11 protein-coding genes are annotated in these 16,312 nt (G+C 69.3%); 1 reads left to right on the top strand and 10 read right to left on the bottom strand.

All coding sequences use genetic code 11. The features are described from left to right. Positions 1–54 precede the first annotated feature (54 nt). On the top strand, positions 55–2,742 hold the full coding sequence (locus tag IP91_RS04345) for a glycoside hydrolase family 3 C-terminal domain-containing protein (protein ID WP_199754478.1): 2,688 nt from the start codon (positions 55–57) through the stop codon (positions 2,740–2,742). A gap of 227 nt (positions 2,743–2,969) precedes the next feature. Here IP91_RS04345 and IP91_RS04340 read toward each other — a convergent pair whose 3' ends face one another. The 10 genes from IP91_RS04340 to IP91_RS04295 form a co-directional block, all read right to left on the bottom strand. Next, a complete protein-coding gene (locus IP91_RS04340) occupies positions 2,970–4,979 on the bottom strand; it encodes a PAS domain-containing hybrid sensor histidine kinase/response regulator (protein WP_158643076.1) in 2,010 nt (669 codons plus the stop codon). 67 nt (positions 4,980–5,046) lie between these two features. Beyond that, on the bottom strand, positions 5,047–9,438 hold the full coding sequence (locus IP91_RS04335) for a DEAD/DEAH box helicase (RefSeq protein ID WP_229473846.1): 4,392 nt from the start codon (positions 9,436–9,438) through the stop codon (positions 5,047–5,049). Between the two features lie 128 nt (positions 9,439–9,566). Continuing rightward, complete coding sequence (locus IP91_RS04330) at positions 9,567–10,103, bottom strand: TlpA disulfide reductase family protein (protein ID WP_199754476.1); 537 nt, start codon at positions 10,101–10,103, stop codon at positions 9,567–9,569. After that, the gene (locus IP91_RS04325; RefSeq protein ID WP_145647516.1) at positions 10,100–10,657 is read right to left on the bottom strand and encodes a carboxymuconolactone decarboxylase family protein; all 558 of its coding nucleotides are present in this window, start codon (positions 10,655–10,657) and stop codon (positions 10,100–10,102) included. The genes IP91_RS04330 and IP91_RS04325 overlap by 4 nt, the downstream gene beginning before the upstream one ends. A gap of 378 nt (positions 10,658–11,035) precedes the next feature. Then, on the bottom strand, positions 11,036–11,689 hold the full coding sequence (locus tag IP91_RS04320; protein ID WP_145647515.1) for a MarR family transcriptional regulator: 654 nt from the start codon (positions 11,687–11,689) through the stop codon (positions 11,036–11,038). A gap of 184 nt (positions 11,690–11,873) precedes the next feature. Next, positions 11,874–12,605 carry an alpha/beta fold hydrolase gene (locus tag IP91_RS04315; protein WP_145647514.1) on the bottom strand — a complete coding sequence of 244 codons (732 nt, stop codon included), beginning with the start codon at positions 12,603–12,605 and terminating at the stop codon, positions 11,874–11,876. A gap of 58 nt (positions 12,606–12,663) precedes the next feature. Next, positions 12,664–13,563 carry a UV DNA damage repair endonuclease UvsE gene (gene uvsE, locus IP91_RS04310; protein ID WP_145647513.1) on the bottom strand — a complete coding sequence of 300 codons (900 nt, stop codon included), beginning with the start codon at positions 13,561–13,563 and terminating at the stop codon, positions 12,664–12,666. Positions 13,564–13,631: 68 nt separating this feature from the next. Then, a complete protein-coding gene (locus tag IP91_RS04305) occupies positions 13,632–14,081 on the bottom strand; it encodes a hypothetical protein (RefSeq protein ID WP_145647512.1) in 450 nt (149 codons plus the stop codon). Between the two features lie 155 nt (positions 14,082–14,236). After that, positions 14,237–15,616, bottom strand: a complete 1,380-nt coding sequence (locus IP91_RS04300) for a sensor histidine kinase (RefSeq protein ID WP_229473844.1) — start codon at positions 15,614–15,616, stop codon at positions 14,237–14,239. 13 nt (positions 15,617–15,629) lie between these two features. Continuing rightward, on the bottom strand, positions 15,630–16,310 hold the full coding sequence (locus IP91_RS04295; RefSeq protein ID WP_145647511.1) for a response regulator transcription factor: 681 nt from the start codon (positions 16,308–16,310) through the stop codon (positions 15,630–15,632). Positions 16,311–16,312 lie beyond the last annotated feature (2 nt).

Below are 16,312 nucleotides of genomic sequence, written 5' to 3'. Positions count from 1 at the left end.
CTCACTAGAATGTGCGCACAACAAGCGCACATCAAAGTACATCACAGGAGACCCATGCAGCCCACCGACCGCGCCCCCTCCCGCCCTCCGCCGCCAGGCGCCAGTGTCATGGCCCTGCTGCTGGCGCTGGCCTTCGCGGCCCCTGTCGCCATGGCGCAGGCCTATCGCGATGCTTCATTGGCCCCTGACGTGCGCGCCAGGGACCTGGTGGCGCGCATGACGCTGCAGGAAAAGGCCGAGCAGATGCAGAGCGGCGCGCCGGCCATCGAGCGCCTGGGCCTGAAGCGCTATGGCTGGTGGAACGAGGTGCTGCACGGCGTGGCACGCGCCGGCAATGCCACCGTGTTCCCCCAGGCGATCGGCCTGGCCGCCACCTGGGACACGAAGCTGATGGAACAGACAGCCGATGCCATCGCGCTGGAAGGCCGCGCCAACTACAACGCCGCGCTGCGCCGCGATCCGAAAGGCACCAACCGCTACTTCGGCGTCAATTACTGGACACCGAACATCAACATCTTCCGCGACCCGCGCTGGGGCCGGGGCCAGGAAACCTACGGCGAGGATCCGCACCTGACGGGCCAGCTGGGCATGGCCTTCATCCGCGGCATCCAGGGCACCGATCCGAAGCTCTACAAGGGTGTCGCCACGCCGAAGCACTTCGTGGTGCACTCCGGTCCGGAGCCGCTGCGCCACAGCTTCAACGTGAACGTGGCGCCGTTCGACCTGGAAGACACCTACATGCCGGCGTTCCGCAACGCGATCGTCGATGCCCACGCCTACTCGCTGATGTGCGCCTACAACGCGGTGGACGGCGTGCCGATGTGCGCCAATCCGCTGCTGGAAACGCGGCTGCGCAAGGACTGGTCGTTCAAGGGCTTCGTCGTGTCCGACTGCGATTCGGTGCGCGACCTGATCACCGATTTCAAGACCTCGCCGGACCGTGCGCACGCCTCGGCCACCGCCGTCAAGGCGGGCACGGACCTGGTCTGCGGCACTACTTACCTGGGCCTGCCGGAAGCGGTGAAGCAGGGCCTGATCACGGAAGCGGAGATCGACCGGTCGCTGCTGCGCCTGATGGAAGCGCGCATCCGCATGGGACTCCTGGACGGCAGCGCGCACGATGCCGTGCCGTATGAGGCGATCAATTCGCCGCAGCACCGGGCGCTGGCGCTGCAGGCGGCCGAGGAAGCCATCGTGCTGCTGAAGAACCGCCGCAACGTGCTGCCGTTGCAGGCCACGTCGAAGATCGCCGTGATCGGCCCGAACGCGGCGCTGTTGCAGACGCTGGAGGGCAACTACAACGGCGCCATGGTGAACGTGGAGCTGCCCGTGGACAGCCTGCGCAAGGCCTTCGGCGCGGCGCGCGTGCAGTATGCCGCAGGCGCGCCGCTGATCGACGGCATGCGCACGCCGATCCCGGAGACGTACCTGAAGGTCGCCGCCGACAGCGCGCAGCACGGCCTGAAAGGCGAGTACTACGACAACCTCGAATTCGCCGGCACGCCAAAGATGACGCGGGTCGATCCCGTCATCAACTTCAATTTCGAGCACACGGCGCCGGCCGGTTTCACGCCGAAGCAGTTCTCGATCCGGTGGAGCGGCGTGATCGTGCCGCCGAAGGCCGGCAAGTACGAGCTGGGCTTCCGCATGGTGGTGCCGAAGGACCGGCCGCTGCCGAACATCAAGGTGTGGATCGACGACCAGCTGGTCGTCACGCCGGAACTGGCCGGCATCGGCGCGGGCAATGCTGCCGTCTGCTCGGCCGGCAACTGCCAGCAGAAGATGAACCGCATCGAATTCACGTTCGACGACACGAAGCCGCGCCGCGTGCGCATCGACTACGTGCGCAGCGAGGACGACCGCGCCAGCGCGCTGGAATGGGTGACGCCGCAGGACGTGCTGATCGAGCCGGCCGTCGCGGCCGCGAGAAGCAGCGATGCGGTGGTGGCACTGGTGGGCCTGTCGCCGGACCTGGAAGGCGAGTCGATGAAGGTCGACTATCCCGGCTTCCGCGGCGGCGACCGCATCACGCTGGCCCTGCCGGACGCGCAGCGCCGCCTGCTGCAGGCCGTCAAGGCCACGGGCAAGCCGCTGGTCGTCGTCTACCTGACGGGTGGGCCGATCTCCGATCCGTGGGTGGAGGCCAATGCCGATGCGATCGTGCAGGCCTGGTACCCGGGCGAGGCAGGCGGCGCGGCCATTGCCCGTGTGCTCAAGGGTGACGTGAGCCCGGCGGGCCGCCTGCCGTACACGATCCACCGTTCGGAAGCCGATCTGCCGGCCTTCACCGACTACACGATGACGGGCCGCACCTACCGCTACTTCGACGGTCCCGTGCTGTATCCGTTCGGCCATGGCCTGGGCTACACCAGCTTCCGGTATGCCGCCCCGTCGCTGTCGGCGCAGCGGCTGAAGGCCGGCGATGCATTGCAGGCCACGGTCACGGTGAAGAATACCGGCAGGCGCGATAGCGACGAGGTCGTGCAGCTCTACTTCGGCAAGCCGGGCGACCGGTCGAAGCCGGTGCTGGCGGGCTTCCGCCGCGTGCACGTGAAAGCGGGGGCGACCGAACAGGTCACGCTCGAACTGGATGCCCGCACGCTGTCGCAGGTGGATGCGGAAGGCAACCGCAAGGTGCGTGCCGGTGCGTACACGGTCTATGCGGGCGGCGGCCAGCCAAAGCATGCGCAGGTCACCCAGGCAACGCTGCAGGTCGACGGCGAGCTGGCGCTGCCGAAGTAGCCGCCCAGTTCGTGTCCTGGTGCCAGGCACCAGGACATGGCTCAGGTGTCCCGGTGCCTGGCACCAGGACACGGGCTGGTCCCTGCGGGCGGGGACGGACAGCGCGAATTGCGCTGCTGACCTGCAACGCTCCTCCGCCGGTCCGGGTCACGGACTGGTGTTCATCCCGCCGCGCCATGGCGGGATTTTTTTTTGCTGCAGCGCCGCCAGCGAGAGCAGCTGTCTGCCTATGTTGGCGGCCGCTCGCTGCCGATGAGCGCGAGCAGGGCGCCGATATCGGCCGGCTTGGTGATGTGCGCATCGCAGCCTGCCGCCAGCGACGCGGCGATGTCCTGCTGCTGGCCGTATCCGCTGACGGCGATGAGCTTCGCGGCCGCGCTGCCGGGACGCTGCCGCAGCACCTGCGCCAGCGCATGTCCGCTCATGCCGGGCAGGCCGATATCGAGCAGGTAGACGTCGAACGGCCGGGCATTGCCGAGCGCCGCATCGGCATCGTGCGCCACATCGGCCGCGTGGCCGGCGGCGGCCAGCAGCTGCTGCATCGCCTCGGCGCCGTCGACATTGTCGTCGACGATCAGCACGCGCTTGCTGGCGCCATTGCGCGAGCCGATGCAGGCCGGTTCCCGCTCCCGTGCCACGGCCGCGCAATGGTGCGGCAGGCGCACGGTGAACACGCTGCCCTTGCCGATGCCGTCGCTGTGCACGGCCACGCTGCCGTCGTGCAGGCCGACCAGGCTGCGCACCAGCGCCAGGCCCAGTCCGAGCCCGCCCTGCGAGCGGTCCGGCGTGCGCGTGGCCTGCGTGAACAGGTCGAAGATGTGGGGCAGCAGCCGGGCCTCGATGCCGATGCCGGTATCGGCCACGTCGAGCCGCACTTCGTTCGCCCCCGCATGCAGCGTGACCGTGATCTCGCCCGGCGGCTCGGTGTATTTCGCGGCATTGGTCAGCAGGTTGGCTGCCACCTGGATCAGCCGCTTGCGGTCGCCCAGCACAACTGCATCGCCCGATGCGATGCGGGTGACGAGCACGTGGCCGCGCCGTTCGATCAGCGGGCGCGCCTGTTCGATCGCGGCCTGCACGGCGGCCTTCATGTCGACCGGTGCGCAATCGAGTTCCACCAGCCCGCGCTGCACCCGCGACACATCGAGCAGGTCGTCGACGAGTTCCGTCATGTGCCGCACCTGGCGCCCGATCACCTCCGCCGCGTGCGCCACCTGCGGCGCGCCCATGTCCGGCATGCGCAGGATCTGCGCGGCGCTGCTGATCGGTGCCAGCGGGTTGCGCAGCTCGTGGGCCAGCATGGCCAGGAATTCGTCCTTGCGTTCATTGGCGGCCGCCATCGCTTCGGCGATCGCGCGGTACTTCTCCTCGCTGGCCACCAGGGCCGTTTCGGCGCGGCGCTTTTCCGTGATGTCTGTGAAGAGCAGGGCCACGGCATCGTCGATATGGCCGACCGGGCTGGCGTACACATTGAACCAGCGGCCCATCGTCTCGGACCCTTCGACGAAGCGGCGCGCCACGCCGGTAGCCGCCACCTCGCCGTAGATGTCGATCCAGCGCTGCTCGATGCCGGGCACCAGCTCGCGCACGCGGCGGCCGTTGGCATCGTCCAGGCCCGTCTGCAGCGCGAAGGCGCGGTTGGTTTCCACGAACCGGTAGTCGACCGGGCGGCCCGCTGCGTCGCGCACCATCTGCGCCACGCAGAAGCCTTCGTCCATCGTCTGGATCAGCGTGTCGTAGCTCTGCCGCAGGCCTTCGCGGCTGACGTGCTCGCGCGTGACGTCGTTGCAGATGACCAGCACGCCGCGCACGCGGTCGCCGTCCTCGATCGGGCTGTAGCCGTAGGTCCACCAGACATCTTCGCGCTGGCCGTTGCGTGTCAGCGGCACCAGCCGGTCTTCGTACCACGGCGCGGCGCCCGCGGTCATCACGCTTTCGATGTCCGGCCCGATCAGGTGCCAGGCTTCGGCCCAGCACTCGCGGCCCCGCGCGCCGAGGGCCGACGGATGCCGTTCCGGTCCCAGCGTGTGGCTGTAGCTGTCGTTGTAGAACTGCACCAGGTCGTCGCCCCACCAGATGAACATTGGGTGGTTACTGGTCAGCAGCAGGCGTACGACGGTCTTGAGCGGCTGCGGCCATCCCGCCGGCGGGCCGAGCGACGTGGCGGTCCAGTCGTGGCCGCGGATCAGTGCGCCCATGGTGCCGCCGCCGGAAAGGAAATCGATGCTGTCGCTCAAAGTGTGGGTCTCGCCTGGATGTCCCGGCATTGTACGGCAGGGTGGCGAAGCCCGTTTTCCCGCAGGACTAGCGCGACACGATGAGCCGCGCCCGCAGCAGTTCGCGCTCGGCCGGATCGGGCTTGTGCAGGTAGTGGAACTTGCCCGCCACCTGGGTGGCCACCGGTGCGCCGTCGCGGAACAGGATGCGGTTGCCGGCCAGCGCAGGCACCTTGTCGCCCGGCAGGAGCGTGCCGCACAGGTTGAGGGGATCCACGCCGGAGACGGCCACGTAGCTGCCGGCATGCGGCCGGCGCCGCATCTCGCGCAGCAGCGGAATCGCTTCCGGCAGCGCGAACTGTTCGCCGGACAGGCCGGCCACGAAGCGCCCGCCGCGCACCTCGCCGCGCGCTTCCAGCCGGTGGTACACGGCCAGCAGCTCGCGCCACGGCGGCAGCCAGGCCGCCTCGCGGTCGAGCAGGCTCCAGAACATCACGCCGTAGCGGCGCAGCAGCGTCATGGCGATGTGCTCGAGGGTTTCCGGCGCCGTGCGCGGGCGGCGCACCGGGGCCGGTGCACGGGCCGGTGCTGCGGGTGTTTCACCGCCTTCGATGTCGAAGCCCTTTTCACGGATCGTCATGCCTTCGGCGCGCCGTACCAGGGCCCAGCGGCCCGCTTCCTCCATCGTCGGACCGGCGCCGCGCCGCCGCTTGCGGTCCATCGTGTTGCGCTTGTTGGCCGGCACCAGCATCGCGCGCAGGCCGGCATAGCTGTCGGCATTGACGAGCCCTGTCGCCACCAGTTCGCCCAGCGTGTCTTCCAGTTCGGCGCCCAGCAGGCGGGCATCGTGCGACAGCTCGTCGAAGAACATCGCGCCATGCTGGCGCAGCGCATCGAGCACGCGCACGGCGCGCGACGACACTTCCACCTCGGCGGCGACGGCGGGCAGCGCATGCCACAGGGACAGCTGGCGGCGCGGCAGCAGCACCAGCGGCGTGCTGCGCACCGGCCCGCCCGCGGCACTGGCCGGCGCACCGACGCGCGTCCAGACGATGCGGCCGGCGCGGCACAGTTCGTCGAGCCACAGCATCGAGTAGTCGTCCACGCGCGCGGCCAGCAGCTCGCTTTCCCAGGCGCCGGCCGCGGCCTCGTAGCCTTCCAGCTGGGCCAGTACCTGCGGCAGCGCGTCGGGGCCGCGCAGCTGCGCCTCGTCCGTCAGGTGCTGCCACTCGAACAGGAAGCGCATGAAGTCCTGCCGCTCGACGGGTTCGATCTCGCGGCGCAGGTGCCGGATCGTGTAGCGGTGGATGCGCGCCAGCAGGTGGCGCTCGCACCATTCCTCGTCCGCCACGCCTGGCGTGAAGCGCCCGCGCATCACATAGCCTTCGCTTTCCAGGCTGGTGAGCGCGATGGTGACGGTGCTTTCGGGCAGGGCCAGCGAGGATGCGATCGTCGCCAGCGGCTGCGGCCCGAAGCCGGAGAGCCGCGCGCGCAGCAGCTCGACGAGCGCCGCATCGCGCGTCCACGCCTCGTCGCCGTTCATCGCCAGCGTTTCGGGAATGGCCAGCGCCGGCGTGGCGACGGCCTTCGGATACGCCGCCTGCACCATGGCCAGCCGTTCCAGCGCGACCCAGAAGTCCGCGCCACCGCCCTGCAGGCGGGTGGCGCGGCCGCTGCCCGCCAGCGCCGCCAGCCAGGTGTTCCAGCCATCGTCGGTGTCCGCTTCTGCGCGCGTGATGCAGGCCAGGCCGACGAGCGCTTCATGCATCTCGTCGGCGTTGCGCACGCCCGGCCACGCTTCGTCGGCCACCGCTTCGATGGCGCCGGCATCGAGCGCCCCCATGTCGTCGGTGGACGCGGGATCGCTCCAGCGGCGGTTCAGCACGGCCTGGGTGCGGCGCTCCTCCAGCGGCGCATCGTCCAGGAAGGCGTAGGGACGCGCGTTCAGGATCTCCATCGCCAGCGGCGATGGAGCCGGCAGGTCGCGCGCCAGCAGCCGCACCTCGCCCGCTTCCATGCGGCGCAGCAGGGCGAGCCAGCCCTCGCTGTCCATCGCCTCGTGCAGGCAGTCGTCCAGCGTCTGGTCCACCAGCGGGTGGCTGGGCAGCTCGCGTTCGCCGACGATGTTTTCCAGGCAGGCCGCCTGGTCGGGGAATACGGCGGCCAGCAGGTCGTCGCTCTTCATGCGCTGCAGCTGCGGCGCCACCTTGCGCCCGCCCGTGTAGCGGGGCAGAGCGAGCGCCGTCGTGGCATTCCAGCGCCAGCGCACGTTGAACAGCGGCGCATCGAGCAGCGCCTGCACCAGCACATGCTCGGCCGTGTTCGAGCGCAGGTAGCGCCACACTTCGTCGAGCGGGAAGCTGTGGCTGTCGGACAGCGACAGCACGATGGCGTCCTCGGTGGCCGCGGCCTGCAGTTCGAAGTTGAAGGTGCGGCAGAAGCGCTTGCGCAGCGCCAGGCCCCAGGCGCGGTTGATGCGGCTGCCGTACGGCGTGTGCAGCACCAGCTGCATGCCACCCGACTCGTCGAAGAAGCGCTCCATGACGAGCGTGTCGCGGGTGGGCAGGGCGCCCAGCGCGGAACGGGCGCGGGCCAGGTAGTCGACGATCTGGCGCGCCGCCTCGTCGTGCAGGCCCAGGTGTTCGAACAGCCATGCAACGGCATGCTCGATCGCGTCGCCGCCGTCCTCCTTTTCGCCCAGCAGCCGGTCGATCTCGCCGCGCAGCCGCGCCACGCCGAGCGACAGTTCGTCGGTGCGGCCCGGCGCCTCGCCGATCCAGAACGGGATGTTCGGCGCCGCGCCGTGCGCATCTTCCACGCGCACCTTGCCGGCCTCGATCCGCTGGATGCGGTAGGAGGTGTTCCCGAGCTGGAAGACGTCGCCGGCCAGGCTTTCGACGGCGAAGTCCTCGTGCACGGTGCCGATGTTCTGGCCGGCCGGTTCCAGCACCACCGTGAAATCGGCGTTGTCCGGAATCGTGCCGCCGGAGGTGACGGCCGTCAGCTTGCCGCCGCGCCGCGCCCGCACGGTGCCGCTGACGATGTCGCGGTGCAGGTAGGCGCCACGCGTGCCCTGGCGGCCCGTGTAGCCGTCGGTGAGCATCGCCAGCACGGCATCGAAGCGGTCGCGCGCCAGGCCCGCGTACGGCGTGGCGCCGCGGATCAGGTCGAACAATTCGGTCTCGTTCCACTCGCGGCTGCCCACTTCCGCCACGATCTGCTGGGCCATCACGTCCAGCGGTGCGCGGGGGATGTGCAGCAGATCGAGTTCGTCGCGGCGCACGCAGTCCAGAAGGGCGGCGCATTCGATCAGGTCGTCGCGCGAGGTCGGGAACAGCCGGCCTTTCGGCAGCCCGCCCACGTGGTGGCCGGAGCGCCCCACGCGCTGCAGGAACGAGGCGATGCTGCGCGGCGAACCGATCTGGCAGACCAGGTCCACGTCGCCGATGTCGATGCCCAGTTCCAGCGACGCCGTGGCGATCAGCACGCGCAGGTCGCCCCGTTTCAGGCGCTGTTCCGCATCGAGCCGGTATTCCTTGGCCAGGCTGCCGTGGTGGGCCGCCACGTGCTCGGCGCCGAGGCGGTCCGCCAGGTGGCGCGCCATGCGCTCGGCCATGCGGCGCGTGTTCACGAACACGAGGGTGGTGCGGTGCAGGACGGTCAGTTCGGCCAGCCGGTCGTAGACGCGATCCCACACCTCGTTCGGCATCACGGCTTCCAGCGGCACGGGCGGCAGCTCCAGGCCCAGGTCGCGCGCCCGCACATGGCCCACGTCGACCACGGCACATTCCCTGCCCGCGCCGGCAAGGAAGTCTGCCACCGCCGAGATCGGCTTCTGCGTGGCGGACAGGCCCACGCGCACAGGCGGGCAGCCGCACAGCGCATCGAGCCGTTCGAGACTCAGCGACAGGTGGCTGCCCCGCTTGCCGCCGGCCACGGCGTGGATCTCGTCGACGATCACCGTGCGCACGGTGGCCAGCATGGCGCGGCCGCTGTCGGAACCGAGCAGCACGTACAGCGATTCCGGCGTGGAGACGAGGATGTGCGGCGGGCGCCTGCGCATCGCATTGCGTTCGGCCTGCGGCGTGTCGCCGGTACGCACGGCGCTGCGGATGCCGTGCGGCGGCAGGTCCAGCGCGGCCAGCTCCCTGCCGATGCCTTCGAGCGGCGCCAGCAGGTTGACGCGGATATCGTTCGACAGGGCTTTCAGCGGCGAGACATACAGCACGCGCGTCTCGTCCGGCAGCGGCGTGACGCTGCTCTCGGCCACCAGCGCATCGATCGCGGCCAGGAAGGCCGTCAGTGTCTTGCCCGAGCCGGTGGGCGCGGCGATCAGTGTCGTTCGCCCGCTCTGGATCAGGGGCCAGGCGCGGCGTTGCGCTTCCGTCGCGGCCGGGAAGGTGGCCGTGAACCAGGCCCTGACGGCGGGGTGGAAGGCCTGCCAGTCGAGGGGAGCGGGGGCGAGGCTGGTTGATAACATCGTGGGCAAAGGCATCGTTAACATGTGGGGCCGCCGGGCGGCATTGAAAGGTAGCACGTCCGTGTCCCGCGCCGCGCCGGCGTGTGCAGCCGGCGCGTGCCCTGCGGCGCTGGCGACGCGCCGCCCGTTCACCGCACCGGCAGCGGGGACCCGACGCCGATCCGGCAGCCATCGTCGTCGCACCGGACACCTTCCTCCGCCACCAGCTGGCCGATCAGCGCGCCCACCTGCAGGTCGTCGGTGCGGCCGAACAGATGGTGGCGCAGCCGGCCCTGGCGGTCGAACAGCAGCAGCGTGGGCGTGCCGCGCATGCCGTACAGCGCCATCGTGCGCGGCACCGCGCCGCTGGCGGCCGGCCGGTCGATCCCCACGGGGAAATCGACGCGGTACTCGTGCAGGAACGCCTGCAGCGCGCGCTCCGTCATCACGTCGTGGTGTTCGAACACCGTGTGCAGGCCCAGCACCTCCACTTCGCCAGCGGGGAAGCTGCGGCGGATGGCCTGGGCCTGCGGAAGGCCGTGCGCCACGCAGCCGGGGCACAGCATCTGGAACGCATGCACCGCCACCACCTTGCCGCGCAGGGCGGCAAGGGTGACCGGCCGATGCGTGTTGAGCCAGGCCACGGTGTCGAATTCCGCGCCGGCCTGCATCAGCGCCGCAGTCATTTCGCGTTCACTCCCCTGGTATTGAGTTTCACGCCGGGGAAGTCGACCGGCACGGCAAAGGCCACGTTCACGTAGTTGGTGAACAGGTTCAATGCCACGTGCGCCATGATCTCGACGATCTGGGCATCGTCGAAACCGGCATCGCGCACGGCCTGCACGTCCGCTTCGCCGATGTGCGCACGGCGTTCGACGATGGCCAGCGCGAACGCCAGGGCGGCGGCCGTCTTCGGGTCACCCGAGCGGCCGGCCTGCGCGGCGGCCATGTCGTCGGCACCCACGCCGGCCTTGCGGCCCAGCGCCGTGTGGGCGGCAAGACAGTACTCGCAGCCGTTGCGGTCGGCGATGGCGACGGCGATCTGCTCGCCGAGCCTGGCGCCGAGCGTGCCACCACCCAGCGCGCCGAACGCGCTCCACATGCTTTGCAGCGCGGCAGGCGAGTTCGCCACGGCGCGGAACATATTGGGCGTGGCGCCGAATGCGCCGTGGATCTGTTCCAGCAACCGGGCTGCCTTGCCTTCGGCGGCGGACGGGGTGACGAGTGCGATGCGGGACATGGTGCTTCCTTTCAGTATGGGCCGTTGGGGAACCGGCACGGCTGGCCACGGGGCCGTGTCGATGGTAGGAGTCCTAAATAATGGCTCCAGAAAAAATGGCGGTGGTGCGGCACCGCGTGCATCCTTGCGCGCGCCGCCACCAGTTCCGGCTACACATCGGCCGTCCCTGCGGGATGCTCGTGTCCCGGTGCCAGGCACCAGGACATAGTGGATCGCCTGTGACGGTGTCCCGGTGCCAGGCACCAGGACATAGTGGATCGCCTGTGACGGTGCCAGCACCGGGGCATGCGAACACGGGCATGCAAACACCGGGCATGCGAACACCGGGCATGCAGGCACCGGACATGCAGGCACCGGTACATGATGCGCCAGCGGTGCTCAGGTGAAGATGCGCCAGTTGCGCCGTTCGCTGTCGGCGTCCGCCGGTTCGTGCTCCGCGCAGTCGATGCGCAGGAACTTCAGTGGCAGCGGCGCGTCGACGAGGGCGCAGTGATGCGGCGTCGGCTGCCCCGGGTACCGGTCCGGCTCGAAGAACCGGCAGGACAGGCAGGCGCGCAGTTCCGGAAAGCGCTGCGTCTGCTGCAGTCCCGCGATCAGCCGGAACAGGCCGGTGAGCAGCGCCAGTTGCGTGGCCTCCGGCAGGGCTGCCGCCGCATCGTCCGCGAAGCCCAGCGCAGCCCCTGCGCGGCCGGCCAGCGCCGCGCCGGCATCCGTCAGGAACAGTGCCGTGGCGCGCGCATCCTCGCTGTCGCGCGCCTTGCGCAGCAGGCCTTTCGAGACGAGCGACGCCACCGAATCGCTGGCGCTGGCACTGGAGATCGACAGCTGCCGTGCCAGCCACGTGAGCCGCACGCCCCGGCTGCGCCGGTACAGCAGCTGCAGGATCTCCACCTGCGCCGGGTTCAGTCCCTCGGCCGTGGCAAACGCCCACACGCCGGAACGCAGCACGCCGCCGATCCGGCCGATCGCCGTCACGATGCGGGAGGAGACGTCCGGCGTGCCATCCCACGGGGTTTCTGGTTGTATGTCCATCGTCGCAGTATAAGCGTTCGTCGCACGACATCAAAGACTCCTAAGTATCTCGGGCCTGCCCTGCACCGCCTGCGGCATCCGTGTGATCACGTTTCCTGAAGCTGGATCATACGCGCTTCGCCGATATAGTCAAGAGTCCTAAGTAAATATTCCTGAAGCCGTTGTGGGCGGGGCGGATACCGGTTCAGTGACTGAAGGCGCCGTAGAACGTGACGAGCGCAGTGGCCAGGGGCTGCGGGACCTCGAGCGGGATCATGTGGCCGCTGCCGTCGAGGATCGCCAGCGAGCCGCGTGGCACGAGCGGCGCCATGGCGCGCAGTTCCGCCGCGCCCACCATCTGGTCGTCCTCCGCGCCCACGACCAGCACCGGGCAGCGCAGCTCGGTCAGGCGCGCCATCAGGTCGGGGCGGTCCATCGAGGCCACGAACTGCGCCAGCATCGTCGCCTTGCCCAGGTCGAGGGCCATCTGCTGGATCGTGCCCGCGATCGACGCATCGTCCAGGTGGGCAGGATGCACGAAGCTGCGCAGCTGGTTCATCGGCATGCCTGCGAACGCGTGCTTCTCCAGCGCGGCCATGGTGCGCTGGCGGCGTTCCTTTTCTTCCGGCCGCAGGCCGCGGCCCGACGTGGCGATCAGCACCAGCGAGCGCACGCGGTCCGGGTGCGCCAGCGCATGTTCCAGCGCCAGGTACGCGCCCATCGAAAAGCCGACGAGGTGGGCCGCCGGTGCCGAGTGCGCCGCGACCAGGGCCGCCATCTGCGCGCGGGTGCGCCCTTTGTACAGCGGCACGAAGGCGGGAGTGATGGTGGCCGGCAGCAGCGGCAGCAGCTTGTGCCACAAACGGTCGTCGCACATCGTGCCGGGAATCAGGTCGATGCGCAGCGCGGCATCCGTGCTAAGGTCGGAAGACTTCATGGCGGGATTCATGGCCGAATTCTACCGAAACGGCGGCTTCCTTGTCCGCGAAGGATGCCTACGCCACCCGCACGCCCGCCTGCTCCTGCCAGGGCCGCAGCTTCCGGATCGCTTCTTCCTTCGCCTTGGCCTCGATCTCGATCCATGGCGCCCCCGCGTATGCGGCGGGCATGGTCTCGATCAGGTCCGCATGCTGGCGGTCGTTGAACCCTTCGCGCCCGTTCGAGATGTGCACCAGCTGGTGCGCCGGCTCGGCCCAGGTGCTGCGCGCTTTCGCCAGCATCTCGGCCACGCTCGGATCGTCGTAGCTGGCCAGCTTGTCGTGCACGATGTGGTGGTGCGCGTCGAACACCATCGGCACGCCGCTGCGCTGGCAGATCGCGAAGATCTCGTCCGCGCCATACGCATATTCGTCGTTCTCCAGCCCGAGGCGGTAGCGGATGCCGTCCGGCAGGCCGGCGATGCAATCGACCAGCGCATCGGCGCGATTCGCCTTGCCGCCGTGGATCTCCAGCAGTGCCCATGGCGTACGCGGCTGCGCCAGCAGGTCCATGATGTCGGCGTGCATCTGCAAAATCTTGATGGCGTTGGCCACCACGCCGGCCGAATCGGAATTGAGCACCACGAACTGGTCGGGATGCATCACGAGGCGGATATTGCGTTCCGCCGCGCGCCGGCCCGTATGCGCCAGCGCCGGCGCGAAGCTGGCCAGCAGGTCGCGACCCAGGTCGTCGTCGGCAAACGGGAAGATGGAGGAGGGCATGCGGTACAGCGCGATGTTCTCGCGCTCGCAGTAGCGCAGCGCCTCGTCGAGCGCCTGGATGTTGGAGCGGTAGATGTCGTCCAGCAGCTTCCGCTGCGTGTCCGGCGTCTGTTCTAGCAGGCGCTTGCGCGTGATCGTGCGGTACTTGAAGGCGCCGGACTGGGTGATGCAAACGAGGCCGAGATGGGGAGACATGCGGGCGCCTGGAAATCGTCGAAGGCCCGATGGTACCGGCTCCGGCCGGAACTCAGCGCACGATGGGCCTAGCGGGCGCGGCGCAGGCCCCGGTCGTCCGCCAGCACGCGGGCGATGACGTCGTCCGGAAGGCCTTCGCGGCGCAGCATCCGCTCGGCGCGGTCGTTGCCATAGCGCTCGCGCACGGTGATGGCCGCCTGCACGATGGCTGCGCCGACGACATTGCGGCGGCGCCCGGCGCTGCTGTAGAACTGGCTGTCGGGCACCGCCAGGGGTATCGCGGACATGTCGGACAGTGGCACATGGATCTCCGCGACGGCGGCCACGGGGAGCGGCAGCTCGGCCGGCACGCCACCGCGGCAGCGGGGCCGGTCGGCGAGCACGCGCGCGATGAGCGCTTCGGGCACGTTCTCGGCGACCAGGTAGTCGCGTGCGTCGCCGGTGCCCAGCATGCGCTGGAAAATCAGGCCGGTATCGATCTTCTGCGCCGTCAGTTCGTCTTTGCGTAGTTCGTGCATCGTGTGGTCCCTCGTGGGCACGCGCCGGCGTGCATGGCCGCGTACCCCGGTCGTCCCTGCCGCCGGACGGGCCCTGCCAGAGTAACCGATGAGCAACGGCATTGCCAAGGGTGGCCACCACAATGTGTGGCCTTGCGGCACACGGGATCGGGTGATCAGGCCAGCGTGCGGCGCGCGGCGATGCGCAGGGTGGCGCGCAGGCCGGGCGCATTGTCCTCCAGCGCCAGCGTGCCGCCATGCAGCCGCGCCACCGCGGACACGACGGACAGGCCCAGTCCCACCCCCGGCGTGCCGCGGCTCGCATCGACGCGGTAGAAGCGCTCGACGACCTTCGGCCGCTCGTCTTCGGCGATGCCGGGGCCGTCGTCGGCCACCACGATGGCCAGCGTTTCCGGGTCGGTGCGGCGCGCCGCGATGGTGATCGTGCCCCGCTCGGGCGCGTACTTGATGGCGTTGTCCACCAGGTTGCCGAGCGCCTGCGCGAGCAGCACGGGGTCGCCGATGGCGCTTACCTTGCCGTGCGGCTGGAAGGTCAGCGCGATGTCCTTCAGTTCCGCGAGGGGCAGGTAGAACTCCGCCACTTCGGCGCACAGTTCGGCCAGGTCGACTTCCACGAAGCCGGTGCGCCGGCTGCCGCTGTCGATTTCGGCCAGCCGCAGCAAGGCGTTGAAGATGCCCATCACGCGGTCGACATCGTTGATGGCGGCATCGATCTCGGCGAAGGTTTCTTCCTCGGATGGGCGGGCCACCGACAGTTCCTCCAGGCGCGCACGCAGCTCCGTCAGCGGCGTGCGCAGGTCGTGCGCGATGGCGTTCGACACGTCCTGCACGCCGGTGACGAGGTGCTCGATCTGGTCCAGCATGCCGTTCACGGTGCGCGTGAGCAGCTGCAGCTCGTCGCCTTCGGCCGGTACCGCCAGACGGCGCGACAGCTTGCCGTCGATAATGGCCGCCGTCGTTTCGCTGATGCCCTGCACGCGGGCCAGCAGCGCGCGGCGGATCAGCACACCGCCAAGTGCGGCGCCCAGCATCACGGTGGCCGCGCAACCAAGCAGGCCGTAGACGAAGAAGCGTTCCAGCTCGTCGAAGCGGTTCAGGTTACTGGCCAGCAGCAGCCGGTAGCCGCCATCGAGCGTCACGCGATTGAGTTCGATGCGGCGTTCCTCGCCATCGACCAGAATCGTCGCATCGGCCACCCCGTCGTGGTCGGGCAGGCCGGCGGGCCAGCCGGGCAGGTTCCCGGCCAGCTTCACGCCATTGGGCGCCATGAACAGCAGGATCTTGCGCACGCCATCGTTGGTGCCGGCCGCCTGGCTGTCGATCGCGGCCGCCACGGCATAGGCGCCATTGCGCTTGAAGAGGTTCACCAGGCGCTGCGAATCGGAGCGGATCAGCTCCGTGCGCACCTGCTGGATATTGGTGTGCCAGCCATACCACAGCGGGCCGGCGAACATGGCCAGCACCAGCAGGCTGACGAGCGCGTAGCCGATGGCGATGGTGCGGGCGGAAAAGCCGGGAAGCCTCAGCATGAACATGGGCAGGCGCCGGTCACGGCTGGTCGGTCAGCATGTAGCCGGCATTGCGCACGGTGCGCAGCAGCGGCGTGGCGAAGCCGGCGTCGATCTTCTGGCGCAGCTTGCTGATATGGACGTCGATCACGTTCGTCTGCGGATCGAAGTGGTAGTCCCACACATTCTCCAGCAGCATGGTGCGCGTGACCACCTGGTTGGCATGGCGCAGCAGGTATTCGAGCAGCTTGAATTCGCGCGGCTGCAGCGCCACGGGCTTGCCGGCGCGCGTGACCTTGTGGGCCAGCATGTCCACGCTCAGGTCGCCCAGGGTCAGCGTCGTCTCCACCGCCTGCGGCTGCGCGCGGCGCAGCAGCGCATCGAGGCGCGCCAGCAGTTCGCCGAATGCGAAGGGTTTCACCAGGTAGTCGTCGCCGCCGCTCTTCAGGCCGAGGATGCGGTCATCGACACCGTCGAGGGCGGACAGGATCAGGATCGGCACGCGGTTGCCGCCCTGGCGCAGCGTCTCGACGATGGCGAGACCGTCGATCCCGCCCGGCAGCAGGCGGTCCATGATGATCGCGTCATAGGATTCGCTGACGGCGTGGTACATGCCGTCGCGGCCGTTGTCGGCATGGTCGACCGTGTGGCCCGCTTCCGTCAGGCCCTTCCTGACGAAGCGGGACACGCGTTCGTTGTCTTCGACGAGGAGCAGTTTCACTT

This window comes from Pseudoduganella lurida (genome assembly GCF_007830455.1).
Classification (GTDB): domain Bacteria; phylum Pseudomonadota; class Gammaproteobacteria; order Burkholderiales; family Burkholderiaceae_D; genus Rugamonas; species Rugamonas lurida.
This window is presented reverse-complemented; position numbering and strand designations above follow the sequence as displayed.